Source organism: Candidatus Obscuribacterales bacterium (genome assembly GCA_036703605.1).
Taxonomy (GTDB): domain Bacteria; phylum Cyanobacteriota; class Cyanobacteriia; order RECH01; family RECH01; genus RECH01.
Genome location: DATNRH010000545.1, coordinates 1 through 14,159, shown reverse-complemented (window position 1 = coordinate 14,159; position 14,159 = coordinate 1). Strand labels below are relative to the sequence as shown.

Annotated in this window: 9 protein-coding genes; 2 read left to right on the top strand and 7 right to left on the bottom strand. The window is 54.0% G+C overall.

What is annotated here, in order from left to right:
• The 3 genes from V6D20_11730 to V6D20_11720 all read right to left on the bottom strand — a co-directional run.
• Window positions 1-528 (bottom strand): thiamine pyrophosphate-binding protein (locus tag V6D20_11730; GenBank protein ID HEY9816453.1); only part of this gene is annotated, 528 nt, incomplete at its 3' end.
• Window positions 529-692: 164 nt separating this feature from the next.
• Window positions 693-2,084, bottom strand: coding sequence for an NAD-dependent succinate-semialdehyde dehydrogenase (locus tag V6D20_11725; GenBank protein ID HEY9816452.1), 1,392 nt, complete (start codon window positions 2,082-2,084; stop codon window positions 693-695).
• A gap of 338 nt (window positions 2,085-2,422) precedes the next feature.
• Entirely contained in the window at window positions 2,423-2,551 is a 129-nt protein-coding gene (locus V6D20_11720) for a hypothetical protein (GenBank protein HEY9816451.1), read from the bottom strand.
• Here V6D20_11720 and V6D20_11715 point away from each other — a divergent pair.
• Together V6D20_11715 and V6D20_11710 are read left to right on the top strand one after the other, a co-directional pair.
• Entirely contained in the window at window positions 2,550-4,418 is a 1,869-nt protein-coding gene (locus V6D20_11715; GenBank protein ID HEY9816450.1) for an ABC transporter substrate-binding protein, read from the top strand. The genes V6D20_11720 and V6D20_11715 overlap by 2 nt on opposite strands.
• A 601-nt stretch (window positions 4,419-5,019) precedes the next feature.
• Window positions 5,020-9,969, top strand: a complete 4,950-nt coding sequence (locus V6D20_11710) for a translocation/assembly module TamB domain-containing protein (protein HEY9816449.1) — start codon at window positions 5,020-5,022, stop codon at window positions 9,967-9,969.
• A gap of 809 nt (window positions 9,970-10,778) precedes the next feature.
• On the opposite strand, the gene cynS is transcribed toward V6D20_11710, so the two are convergent.
• The 4 genes from cynS to V6D20_11690 all read right to left on the bottom strand — a co-directional run bounded on the left by cynS (window position 10,779) and on the right by V6D20_11690 (window position 14,102).
• Window positions 10,779-11,228 carry a cyanase gene (cynS, locus tag V6D20_11705; GenBank protein ID HEY9816448.1) on the bottom strand — a complete coding sequence of 150 codons (450 nt, stop codon included), beginning with the start codon at window positions 11,226-11,228 and terminating at the stop codon, window positions 10,779-10,781.
• Between the two features lie 77 nt (window positions 11,229-11,305).
• Window positions 11,306-12,202 carry an ABC transporter ATP-binding protein gene (locus V6D20_11700; protein ID HEY9816447.1) on the bottom strand — a complete coding sequence of 299 codons (897 nt, stop codon included), beginning with the start codon at window positions 12,200-12,202 and terminating at the stop codon, window positions 11,306-11,308.
• Entirely contained in the window at window positions 12,199-13,029 is an 831-nt protein-coding gene (ntrB, locus tag V6D20_11695; protein HEY9816446.1) for a nitrate ABC transporter permease, read from the bottom strand. The genes V6D20_11700 and ntrB overlap by 4 nt, the downstream gene beginning before the upstream one ends.
• 8 nt (window positions 13,030-13,037) lie before the next feature.
• Window positions 13,038-14,102: an ABC transporter substrate-binding protein gene (locus tag V6D20_11690; protein HEY9816445.1), complete on the bottom strand. Its 1,065-nt coding sequence runs from the start codon at window positions 14,100-14,102 to the stop codon at window positions 13,038-13,040.
• Window positions 14,103-14,159 lie beyond the last annotated feature (57 nt).

Below are 14,159 nucleotides of genomic sequence, written 5' to 3'. Positions count from 1 at the left end.
GGGCTTTAAGGGCGCACCCACGGCGGGCATGGCGGCAATATTTTCCGGTAGGTCAATATGCACGGCCCCAGGCTTTTCGCTTTGGGCAATCTTAAAGGCCTTGCGGATAATTTCTGGAGTGTTGCTGGGGCGGACGATCTGGGTATTCCACTTGGTCACTGGAGAAAACATGGACACCAGGTCGAGGTATTGATGGGATTCGATATGCATTTGATCTGTGCCCACCTGCCCCGTAATCGCCACTAAGGGAGCGCGATCGAGGGTGGCATCGGCAACGCCGGTCATTAAGTTGGTGGCACCGGGGCCCAGGGTCGATAGACAGACCCCAGCCTTGCCGGTCAAACGTCCGTACACATCGGCCATGAACGCGGCTCCTTGTTCATGGCGAGTGGTGATGAATTGAATGGAGGAATGCTTCAGGGCTTGGAGGATTTGGAGATTTTCTTCTCCCGGTAGGCCAAAGATATACTCAACACCTTCATTTTCGAGGCAGCGGACGAGAAGTTCGGCAGTATTCATAGTGCTCATAGTCATGACCTTATTTCTGAACGGATAGGACAATATCAGCGATAGTTTTTGGGGTAGCAGTCTGGAGGTCGGAGGGGCGGGGGCGATCGCCCTCTGTAGAGATAGCTAACGCTACGGCAAACGTGGCGGCCCCCAACCTAGGGGCAAGACCTTGGGTGCGATCGCTACTTCACCCAGATGGTTTTAATGTTGACGAATTCCTGAATGCCTTGGCTACTCAGTTCGCGACCATAGCCCGATCGCTTGATGCCGCCAAAGGGCAAGCGGGGGTCAGACTTCACCAAACCGTTGATAAACACCGATCCGGCTTCCAGGTCAGCCAGCAGGCGATCGCGTTCTTGGGCATCGGTCGTCCAAGCGCTCGCGCCTAGGCCAAAGGGGGTTTGGTTGGCCAGGGCGATCGCTTCATCGAGATCGGCAACGGTGTAGACCAGGGCAACGGGGCCAAAGAACTCTTCTTGGTTGGCGGCACTGCTCGGGGGAATATGGGTCAAAATCGTGGGTGGGTAGAAGTTGCCCTGCTGAAATTCAGCAATGGCGCGAATCGACAAGGCCGACGGATCACCACCGACTAAGACCGTTGCGCCATCGGCTCGACAAGCCTGCACCTGCTGATCCAGTTCCTGCAAAATAGCTGGCGTGGCCAGAGGGCCAATGTCGGTACCCATGTCTAGGGGGTCGCCAATCTTCAGGGTTTTAAACGCAGCTACGAAGCGATCGAGAAACTGGGGGGCGATCGCTTCGTGGAGGATAAACCGCTTGGCAGCAATGCAAGACTGGCCATTATTCAGCAAGCGCGCCGTCACGCCCGTGGTCACCGCTGCTTCTAGATCGGCGCTGGGCATGACGATGAACGGATCACTGCCGCCCAATTCCAGCACCGTTTTCTTGAGATGGGTACCCGCCGTGGCCGCCAAACTTGCCCCCGCCCCTTCACTGCCGGTGAGGGTAGCGGCCTTAATCCGAGGATCAGCCACCACCGAGGCCACTTGATCAGCTTGGATCAGCAAGGTTTGGAACGCGCCTTCTGGAAAACCGGCTTGGCGCAGGATGGTTTCAATGGCGATCGCGCTCTGGGGTACATTCGAGGCATGTTTGAGCAGGGCCACATTCCCCGCCATCAGCGCTGGTGCCGCAAAGCGAAACACCTGCCAAAAGGGAAAATTCCACGGCATCACCGCCAAAATAATCCCCAGGGGGTCGTAGCGCACGCCGCTGTAGCTGGCATCGGTGGCAATGGGTTGCTCCGCCAGCAGGGTTTCGGCCTGGTCGGCATAGTAGCGACAGACCAAGGCGCATTTCTCCACCTCAGCGATCGCGGCCTTGAGGGGCTTACCCATTTCCAGGGTCAGCAGCTTGCCATAGCCAGCACTGTTGGTCGTGAGATAATCGGCCGCCGCCCGTAGCCATGTGCTCCGTTGGGCAAAGGTGGTGTGGCGGTAGGTTTCAAAGGTATGTTGGGCGCGATCAATCGCTTGGGCGATCGCCGTTTCATCCAAGGGCTCAAAGGTTTTGAGGGTGATACCTGTAGCTGGGTTAATGGACGCAATCCCCATCTGTAACTCTCCTATTCCATAACGTTAAGGGTGCCAAACTCCCGGTAGCGGGCGGAAGTTAAACCAGTCACCCGAACAATGGTCATGGAGCACCCCGAAGTAGTGATACCGTTAAGCCTGAGCGATGATGGACGGCTGCATCATGGTGAGAACCCTTGGGTCAGTGCAAGGTCTGGGCCTGGGCTCAACCCATCAGGATGGAGGGGGAATCGAGGCGAGGGTTGCACACCTATGCCACGTGGAGCCATGCCGCGATCGCTCAAGTCTCGTAACCTGGGTGACTAATCCTAGTGTTCCAATAAACTTCAAGCCTCGTCCAAGACTCCATCAAAAACATCTCAAAACTTGATAATTTGTTGCACAGTCTCAGGGGCGATCGCGCCCTTCATCCCGCAGCAATCAATGCTACAGTAATCGGCAACTTCAAGCCGTAAGGTCAACATCAGCAGCTCGCGAGGGATTTTCATGCAGTATCGAGGGAGGCGATATCGTCAGAGACAGGCCCGGCGCAGCCAGGGACGCCGCTGGGCATGGATGGGGCTTTGGCTGGCGATCGCTCTTTTGTTAATCGGCTGTCAGAGAACCGATGTATCCACGACCAATGTATCGACAACTCTAGCGATGGAGCGATCGCCGCTGGATGAGACGACCCTGGTACTAGCAGGTCTATCCGATCCCAAAACCTTTAACCCACCGCTCAACCAAGAATTTCCCCATGTATTCCTATTCACAGCTCGGGGGCTGACCCAGGAAAACGGCATCACTGGAGACCTACAGCCCGAACTCGCCGAATCTTGGCAGGTGTCGGACAACGGCACGCTGATCACCTTTACCCTACGTCCCAACCTGCGCTGGTCGGATGGGGAGCCGCTGACGGTGGAGGACGTGGTGTTTACCTACCGCGATGTGATTTTCAATCCCGCCATCCCGTCCGATGCCAAGGATGGGCTCCGCATTGGGGACGATCGCCAGTTTCCCACTGTCCAGGCCGTGGGCGATCGCCAAGTCGCCTTTCGCTTGCCCGAACCCTTCTCGCCCTTCCTGCGAGCCACCGCCGACTACCGTACCTCAATCCTGCCCCGCCATCGCCTGGCCGATACGGTGAGCACCCTAGACAGCAGCGGTAATCCTCTGTTCATCTCTCAGTGGGACACGAGTACCAATCCCGCCGATCTGGTGGTAGCGGGGCCATTCCAGATCGAAGCCTATACGCCTGCCGAGCGGGTGCTGTTTCGCCGCAATCCCTACTATTGGCAGCAGGATGACCAGGGGCGATCGCTCCCCAGCCTTGATCGAATTGTCTGGCAGTTGGTGGAATCGACGGATAATCAACTGCTGCGCTTTCGATCCGGTGACTTGGACGTGATTGGCGACAGCCGGCCCCTGCGCCCCGACTATTTTGAACTGCTGAAGCGGGAGGAGGAGCGCGGCCAGTTTCAGATCTTGGTGGGGGGAGAATCATCCAGCACCACCTTTGTGGCATTCAACCTGAATCGGGCCAAGAACAATGAGGGGCAGCCGGTGGTCGATCCGGTCAAGTCTGCTTGGTTTCACAATCGCCAGTTTCGGCAAGCGATCGCCCATGCCATTAACCGTCCGCGGCTGATCAACAATATCTATCGCGGCATCGCCACCCCGCAAAATTCCCCCGTGTCCCTGCAAAGCCCCTATTTTCTCTCCCCCGAGCAGGGGCTGCCGGTGTATGACTATGACCTAGAGCGATCGCGGCAGTTGCTAGAGTCGGCCGGTTTTGTCTACGACGCGGGAGGGCAACTGTTTGACGCTGAGGGCAGCCGAGTGCAGTTTTCCCTGCGCACCAATGCGGGCAACCAGGTGCGGGAAGCGATCGCCTCCCAGTTGCGGTCTGACCTAGGAGCGATCGGCATTCAGCTTGACGTGGAAGCGATCGACTTTGGTGCCCTCGTATCCCGCCTCACCCAAACCCGCGAGTGGGATACTATTCTCATTGGCTTCACCGGCAGCCTCGAACCCCACAGCGGCTCCAACCTCTGGACAAGTACCGGCGGCTCCCACTTGTTCAACCTTGGCCCACAACCCGGCCAACCGCCCATCCAAGATTGGGAGGTCTCCGACTGGGAAGCGGATATCGATCGCCTGTTTCGGGCTGGAGCCCAAGAGTTTAACGAAGCGCGGCGGCAGCAGATCTACGGCGAGTTTCAAACCATTGTGCAAAACCAACTGCCGGTGATTTATCTGGCCCACGAAATCGCGCTGATGGCGGTGCGCAATTCTGTCGAGGGGGTTGACTATTCTGGTCTATCACCCTGGGGGTTGTGGAACATCGAACACCTGCACATCCGTCAGGATACTTGATGCTTAGGGGTGCTGAAAATCTTGAGAAGACCCATTGTCGGCGCTAGCAATCTAGGCTAAATTTCTAAGGAATCTCATCATAACCACCCAATTTTTCCAAACACTAGCTTGTCCCTTTTGGCATACCGATAGCCTAATCATGGCTGTAGTCAAGCTAGTTGAGACATGGTCTAGATGAACGTTTAAACCTTTAAGCGTCTCCAGGGTTTCCTGATGTCCTCACCCATGCAAGGATGGCCCTACGTCCAGAACGATGGCCTATCCACTCCATGTCTCCCTCCCCTTGCCCATACCGACTGCTCTCAAAACCTATCACGGTCATCCAAGACAGGTCTCCAAGACAGGTCAGGACTGTGGATCCCACTCTCAGCTAACACCTGATGTCTTCATCCCCCATGTTCGCACCGTCCACCCCATCGTCTTCACCGTCTGGATGTAAGGTCTAACCATGACACTTGATGGCCATGGCATCGTGCCTCCGCCTAGGACTATCCGCAGCAACCCATGCAGCACAGTGACCTAGTATCGGATAGGGTGTCCGTGATCCATCCCTCCACCTATCTTGAAGCCGACGGATCTGCATGAGATTTAAGAGGGTGCAATGAGCCATACACCTGAGCCCGACCCAACGCTCCCAGAACCCAATGCATCACCGACGCCACCGCGCCGCCGCCGGTATTTGGCGCGTTCTGTGGTGGTCTTACTGCTGCTGGGCAGCGGCGTAGGACTGCTGCGGGCCCGGCAGTTTGTCTATGACGATCTATCGCCGATGGTGTCTCGCAGTCTCAGCACCCTAGTGAACCGCCCGGTAGATATCGGCGAGGTGGAGAGTTTTTGGCTGACGGGGTTACGCCTTGGACCATCAACCATGCCTCCGACAGACGACAATCGCGATCGCCTCGACATTGCGGCGGTCGATGTTCGTTTCAATCCCCTAAAGGTGGTCTTCGATCGCACCCTCACCCTCGATATCACCCTCGTTCAACCCCAGCTTTATTTAGATCAGACCGCGGATGGAGCCTGGCTACCCCTCACGTTTACCCCGGCGGAACCTGGGGAGATCACCGTTGAACTGAACCGCATCTGGATAGACGACGGTACCGTGACCCTCCAGCCCTTTGACTGGTCACGATTACCCGATGCCCTAGCAGCCTCCTCCAGCGAAATCCTGGGATCGCGGGCGATCGCTCCCCTGCCAGGCGCGCAGATTGATCAAGCGATCGCTCCCATTGTGCTAGACGCAGTGGACGGTGAAGCCACCTTCCGCAATGAAAATAAGTTAATTGGCTTTAATCTTCGCGGTCTGCCCGACAGCGGCGGACGCTTCCGCATTCAGGGTGAAGCAGACCTAGAAGGTGAGCGCCTGCAGTTGGCGGTGCAGGGTCATCAATTGGCGATCGCGGCCTTGGGAACGGTGGTGCGATCGCCCTTGACATTTCAGCAGGGTGCAGTGGATACCAATCTGGAGGTGGCCCTGAATCTAAGCGAGCTGATGGACTTTGGTCTCCAGGGCAGTTTAACCTTCAGCAATCTGGTAGCGGCGATCGACGGCATCCCCGACACGGTGCCCAATACCCTGGAGAATGGCAACGGTCGTCTACGGTTTCAGGGACAAACGGTGACCGTGGAAGATACCAGCGTGCGTTACGGCACGATTGACGCGATCGCCCAAGGCCAGGTGGATTTATCCGAAGGGTATGATCTGTCCGTGGAATTACCTAGCCTCACCCTAGATAACCTATTCACCACCTTTGCGATCACGCCACCAGAGGTGGAGCTGGCAGGCGATTTTCAGGTCACCACCACCATCACCGGTCCATTAGCAGAACCCCAAGTGGCGGGTCGGGTGCGCAATCGGCAGGCCGTGCAGGTCGATCGCCTGACCTTAGACACCGTGGGCACCGAGTTTGTGGTGACCCCAAATGAGGTGCGGATCGCCAATCTCGAAGTCTTGCCCCGGGTTGGCGGGCAACTGCTGGGCAACGGCAGCATTGCCCTGGGCGAAGTCTCCGGTTTCGTATTCGACACCACGGTGCAAAATGTTCCCGCCGACGCGATCGCCATCCTCTATGGAGCCTCCCTGCCAGATGACGTAACCATTGGCGCAGTCGATGCAGACATCCAAGTCTTTGGGCCCCTCAGTCCGGTGAGTTCTATCCAGGCGATCGCCAACTGGCGCACCAATGGCACCTATCCAGCCCAAGGGGAAATTGCCCTAGACAACAATCTAGTAGAAGTGCGCAACACCGTCGTGCAGGCCCTGGATGGCACCCTCACCGCCAACGGCTTTGCCGCTCTTGATACCCGCGAGTGGCAGGCCAATGTGGGAGTGAATCAAGTCCCCCTCGCTCCCTTCTCACCCCAGCTACGCGGCGTCTTGGATGCCAACCTCGACCTCAGCGGTAGCCTTGCGGATCTTTCTCCCGCCGGCATTGCCGCTACCGGAGATGCCCGCCTTTCCGACGGGGTCTCCTTGATCACCGGCCCCCTAAGCACGGTCTTTGCCTGGGAGGGCGATCGCCTGGTTGTCAACCGGGCTGAGGCCGATGGCTTCTATGCTGACGGCACGATTGATACCGATCTCAGCCAACGGGGTGCCGCAGCGATCGCCGCCCTGAATTTGAACCTACGCCTGGATAATTTTGACCTAGCCACCCTGCCCGCCAGTTTTGAGACCTTCCCTTCCCAGGTGGATGTGCGCGGCTTAGTGAGCTTTAACGGTCAGGTGACCGGCAGCGGCACCGACCCAGCCTTGACCGGCGTCACCCAAGTGGATCGCCTGGCCATCAACCAACTGACCTTCGAGCCAAGCCTCACCGGCAACCTACAAGCCACCCTCACCAGCGGCGTCGCCCTGGATATTTCCGGCAGCCAAGACCGCATTGCCCTTGCCCTCAATGAGCGATACCTGCCCACCGCCCTGCTGGTGGATGTGCAAGGAGCCTCCTTGCTAGCCATTGAAGAAGGCGATCGCTTAGTTGGAGAAATCCGACAGGTCGATCTAGCCTGGTTTGACGTAGCTCCGGCTGCCGACCAAGGTCTAGGCGAAATTCAGGGCATTCTCAGCGGCACCTTTCAAGCCAATCTCAACAACCTCAGCAATCCCATCGTCACGGCCGACGTAGCCGTGGAGCGCCCCGCCATCGGCTACATCGATGCCCAAGCCTTTTCGGGGCAACTGTACTACGGTAACGGCAGCGTCTCGTTGACGAACGGTGACCTAGCCTTTCCCCGCAGCAACTACGGCGTGGAAGCTAGCTATAATCCCGGGCGATCGCCGCAACTATCAGGCCAGGTGATCGCCCAACCTGGTGAACTCAGTGATTTGCTATTTGCCCTAAAAATTATTGATTTTCAAGATTTCACCCGTGGGCTGCGTCCGCCCCTCTATGGTGCTGCCAGCGCCGTCCAGCCCACCGCCCTAGACGTGCGACCCTACACCCTGATCAATCGCCTGCGTCGCCTAGCCGAACTTGATGCCCTACGCGATCGCCAAGAGATAGACGAATCCAACGATCTCAATCTTCCCAGCCCCAGTGATGCTGAAGGACAATTCACCGGCGGCATCCAATTCACCGCCTCTGCTGAAACGGGCTTCACGGCCGATTTCAACATCGAAGGCACAGACTGGCGCTGGGGTGATTACGACATTCAACGGGTCGTTGCCATCGGTGATCTGCGAGACAATATGCTCACCCTCTTACCCCTACGGGCAGAGTCGGGAGATGCAGTCTTCAATCTATCGGGACGCATTGGCGGCAGCGATCAATCCGCCCAGCTTGTCCTCAGCAATGTGCCCGTTGCCCCCTTGCGTGACCTGTTTAATCTACCGATCCTCGTGGATGGCGACCTCAACGCCAACGCCTTGCTAACGGGTGCGGTTACGGAGCCTCAGGTCACAGGTGCCGTCTCCCTCAGCAACGGTACCCTCAACGCCACCCCCATTGATACAGCCGAAGTTCGCCTGAGCTATAACAATGCCCGACTAAACTTCATTGGGGAAATGCTGGTAGGCGAAATTAAGGGAGCTGATGGCTCAGGGGTGGATCCTGAACCCCTTTCGGTATCCGGCAGTATTCCCTACGCACTGCCATTCATGACTATTACACCCGAAAGCGATGCCCTACGATTAGCGGTGAATGTCCGAGATGACGGTCTAGCGCTGATGAACCTATTTACCAATCAGGTCGCTTGGATCAGTGGTCAAGGAGCAGTTGACCTAACCATTGAAGGAACCCTGTCGAGTCCAAGGGCCGTGGGCAACATCACGCTGCAAGATGCGGTGTTGACGGCTCAGAACCTACCTGCCCCAATTACCGATGTGACCGGCCAAGTTGACTTCAACTTCGATCGCATCCAGGTTCAGTCTCTGACCGGGAATTTCAGCGCTGGCACCATCAGCGCCCAAGGTGTGTTGCCCATCGCCACGCCGCTGAGGGAGCTCGTGGATAATCTAGATACGGAGGAGGATCCCAGGCTTCAACCCCTCACCGTAACGCTGCGCGATATTGCCATGAATTTCCGAGGGTTGTATAACGGCGGTGTTGCCGGTGATTTACGAATTGATGGCACCGCGATCGCCCCCCTCGTTGGCGGGGATATTCGCCTCAGCGATGGGCGAGTCTTCCTAGCCAGCGGCGACCAGCCAGCAGAACCCGTCCCAGAACCCGAAGAGCAACGACAGGGAGGGTTCCGTCCACCCGAGTTAAACAACTTGCAGATCACCCTAGGAAATAACCTACAAATTTTGAGTGAGCCGTTGATTAACTTCATTGCCACCGGCGGGTTAACCATCAACGGAACCTTTGATAACCTACTGCCCCAAGGCACCGTCCAGCTAGAACGCGGCTATGTTAACTTATTTACAACTCGGTTTAATCTAACCCAAGGAACGAGGGAATTTCCACAAACCGCTGTTTTCACCCCCAGTCAAGGCTTAATGCCCTCCCTCAAGGTGCGGCTTCTGGCCATCGTTCCCGAGGTTACCCTCCCTCCCACCTTCCGATCCAGCAGTGGCTTTTCGTCCTCTGAAATTGCTGAATCCGTGGTGACGGCCAGCGATTTTGGTACGGTAGAAAGCGTGCGGATCATCGCGACGGTAGATGGTCCCGCCGATCGCATTTTTGACACCCTTGAGCTCACCAGTGATCCATCCCGTAGCGAGAGCCAAATTGTGGCGTTGATTGGCGGCGGTGCCCTCAGTGCCTTAACCGAAGGAGACGAGACCTTAGCGATCGTTAACTTAGCTGGCTCTGCTCTACTGGGCAGTTTGCAAAACCTCATCGGTCGCGCCCTAGGGTTATCTGATTTTCGCCTCTTTCCTACCAGCACCGCATCGGATAATGGTGATGCTTCCACATTAGGACTTGCGGCGGAAGTGGGCTTCGAGGTTACCAATGATCTGTCAGTATCGATTTTGCAGGTCTTGACAGCAGATGATCCACCCCAGCTAGGACTACGCTATCGCCTCAATGACGAGTTTCGCATCCGAGGTAGTATTAGCTCTAGTGGTAATCCCAGTGCCGTTTTAGAATATCAAATCCGATTTTAGACCTTGGCAAGGGTAGGGTGTAATGGTTGTCCCGACTTACTAAACCCTTCATGCCTATGTATTCTAGCAACAGATCCAGAAACGGTCATATTTTTCGATCTTGCTCAGTGCAGATATAGCTTTAATCAACTCAGTCAAGACAGCAAACCCCAGAGCCTCAGCGACTCACACCGCGGCTATACAGGACAAAACCACCTGCGCGAATTCAGAGTATCCTAGCTTCTGGATAGCCTAATTTATCTGGCTTCCCCTATACGTTACAGCAAATGATGGAGAAAAGAGGCACTATTAGAGAGCACCTGCCAAGCTCCAATAAAAGCTAGCACCATACCGATATACTGAACCCAACAGATTAACCGGTTCTTTGCTGCAGATCGGGGAGTGGAAGACTTTATCATGCTTTCAACCTCTTGAGTTAGATCATTTAAGTAGGTCATGCAGCCGTAGGTATCGTGGCATATCTCCTTTAGATCAGTTGTCCTAGGGCTTCAAAGACGTCATATAATCTCCTATCCCTATTGAACCCGAGAGCATAGGTTCATTGATCGCTATAGTATTTAAGTCTTGGGTGTTGCTGAATTGGGAGATGAATCTATAGCAACAGGGACTAAAACTCCATGCAACATATTTCGGAATCATACCGCTGTTCAGCAACGCCAAGGATTTAAAGGGAGCGATAGCTCTGCGAGATATGCCGCCATGACAGATTGTTGTATTAAGTCCTATCATGGAACGACTATATAGCCTGCCTCAGGGTTTACAGTTCATTCAACATATGATTTGTAAACCCTGAGTTTAGAGCATTAGTCTTACCACTTCTTATAAGGCAAGAACTTACCATTCATGATGATTTTGACGCGATCGCCCTTGGGATCCTCTTCTTTCTCTACATCTAGGGTGAAGTCAATGGCGCTCATGATGCCGTCTCCAAATTTTTCATGCACCACATCTTTAATCGGCATTCCATAGACCTGCATGATCTCGTAGAGCCGATAAATCAGAGGATCCGTAGGGACAACTGGCCCTAGACCTTTCAAGGGGCAGGCGGTTAATTCCGAGGCTAAGTCTGCGCCTAGGCCCAAAGCAGCTAGTAGTTGGGTGGCTTCTTCCTCAGATGCGCTAGCCTGACGATAAATAACCGATGCAATCCAGACTTCATCTCGTCCTAGGGTTTGCTCTAGCTCCGAGAAGGTCATACCAACAGCATCCTTAGCTGCAAGTAATTTCTTTGTAATTTCAGGTAGATCAACAGTCGCCATACAACATCTCCTTACTGTCAGGTATAAACGATAGGTACAATCAACATCTACGGTGAATATCAGCAGATTTTCTAAGGTCAAGCGATCGCTCGTCTACGAATCCGAGATTCTTCAACAGCTCGGGTTTCCTGAGACAGATGAAGTTCCATCTCTGCTTTAATGTCATGGTAGGCGGGTTGCTGATCGAGCGACTCGCGATGGCGGGGACGGGGAAACGGCACATCCAAAATTTTGGCAATCTTTGCCTCAGGGCCCCGCGTCATCATGACAATTTTGTCGGAAAGCAACAGGGCTTCCTCAATACTATGGGTAATCAGGATCACCGTTTTTCGCTGCTGCTCCCAGATACGTTCCACTTCATCTTGCAGAAATCCCCGCGTTAGAGCGTCTAGCGCTCCAAAGGGTTCATCCATGAGCAAAATTTGGGGATCGATGGCTAAGGCCCGGGCAATACCTACCCGTTGCTTCATACCGCCGGATAGCTCATGGGGATGACGATCTTCTGCCCCTACTAGACCCACAAGTTCAATATAGTCGTGAGCGATCGCCTTTTGACGAGCAGCAGATAATTTAGGATTGACCGTTTCAATGGCGAAACGGATGTTATCCATTACCGTCATCCAAGGCATCAAGGCATAGTTTTGAAAGACAACGCCGCGATCGGGGCCCGGGCCGGTAATGGGAACACCGTCAATCAAAACGGCTCCCGTTGTTGGTTGAGATAAACCAGCAATGATGTTCAGCAAGGTAGACTTACCACAACCCGAGGGGCCAATAATCGATACAAACGTATTGGCTTCAATATCTAGATTGATATCTTCTAGGGCTGTGTAGTCTAGGGTAGCCTTGCGAGTCATACGGCTAAACCAGTCGCGCTTACCGTGATAGATCTTGGAAACGCCTTGAATTGAGAGAGGAGCACTGGCAGACATGTCAGCAGGTTTGATAGAGGAAGCGTAGGAAGAGGTCATCATACTCGTTGTCCAAATGCAACCCAGGTTTGCAAGAAGCTAAAGAGGCGATCGAGTACTAACCCCACCCCACCGATCACCAGAATCGCGGTAATAATACTGGTAATCTTGAGATTATTCCATTCATTCCAGACGAAATAACCAATTCCAGAACCACCCACTAGAATTTCTGCCGCAACAATCACCAGCCAGGCAATACCAATACTAATCCGCAAACCTGAGACAATATAAGGAGCTGCTGCCGGCAAGATAACCTTAGTCAGCGTTCGCCAACGGGATGCTCCCAGGGTGCGCGTAACATCAAGATAGGATGTATCTACATGGCTGACCCCAAACTTGGTATTAATTAAAGTCGGCCAGATGCTGGTAATCGCAATGACAAAAAGAGCCGTGCTTTCTGAATTCTTCAGTAATCCTAATCCCAAAGGAAGCCAAGCTAGGGGAGAGACGGGTTTCAGAATCTGGATAAAGGGATCCATAGCCCGAGAGAAAACCTCAGATAAGCCAATCAGGATACCTAGGGGAATAGCGATCGCTGACCCAATAGCAAACCCGACCAAGACGCGACGTAGGCTAGTGAGCAGAAGCCAGCCAATACCTTTATCGTTGGGTCCATAGTCAAAAAATGGCTTAGAGAGCCACCACCACGTTTCTTTAATCGTCTCGCTGGCAGATGGCATCAGTTGAGAGAACAAGCCCATCCTTGCACCTACTTCCCAAAAGAGTAGCAGAACACCCAGGATGAGTAAGAATAATAGAAAGGCCTGTTGATTAATGCTGAGGGCGATCGCTTTTTTAGATCGCACGGCTGGTAATGCAGGATTGTTCATAGTGCCTCCTATTGGCCAAATTCTTCAATCTGAGTTGCCACATAAGATGCTGGATCGCTGGGATCAAAAGAATCAAATTTCAGGGTTTCAGAACGTTCTGCTTCAGTAGGGGGTGTCTGTCCTAGCTCTGTTTGCAGTTCTGCAGCCAGATCAGTTAGGAAAATATCTTGGGCAATTTGGTCATAGTCAATGCCCTCAGCCGACATCAGATCCCAACGCACCATCTGAGACGAAATCCACTTAGCAAAGCTCTTCCAAGGATAGGGATCAAAGCCAATGCGATCGGGAACATTGAGAGTATTCCCCAGACCATCTTCAAACTCACCAGTGAGCACTGCTTCTACAACAGGCAACGGCTGGTTTAGATATTGGCGATCGATTAAGGCCGCTGCGATATCTTTACGATTCGCTGGGTCGTCGGCATAGCCAGCAGCATCAATGATCGCCTTATTGACAGCCCGGAACGTATTCGGATTTTCGTCAATCCAGGTTTGACTCGCCGCAAAGGCACAGCAGGGATGACCATCCCACAGATCCTTCGTGAGCATGTGAATATAACCAACGCCCTCGAATACAGCCCGTTGGTTAAAGGGATCGGGCATGAGCATCGCGTCAAGCTCATCAGCCGTCATTTTAGCAACGCTATCAGGTGGCGGCACTGGGAAAATCTGTACATCTGTATCAGGGTTCAGTCCACCGGTAGCCAGATAATATCGAAGTAAGAGGTTATGCATCGAGAATGGGAACGGTACCCCAATACGGAAGCCCTTAAAGTCTGCTGGCCCTCTCACCGTGTCTCGATGTTTAATCGCTACAGTAATAGCCTGACCATTAATGTTTTCAATGCTGGCTAGCTTTACGGGAAATGTAGCCGACCCAAGCCCCAAGGTCATAGCAATGGGCATGGGAGATAACATATGATAAGCATCTAGCTCACCAGCGATCGCTGAGTCGCGTACAGCAGCCCAGTTCGGCATCTTTACAACCGATACGTTAAGCCCATATTTCTCATAAAATCCAAGTGGCTCAGACATTACAATGGGCGTCGCGCAAGTGATAGGAATGAACCCAATATGTAAATCTGTCTATTCTAAATTGCTGGGCACATCAGCTTCAGCTTCAGCATCTGT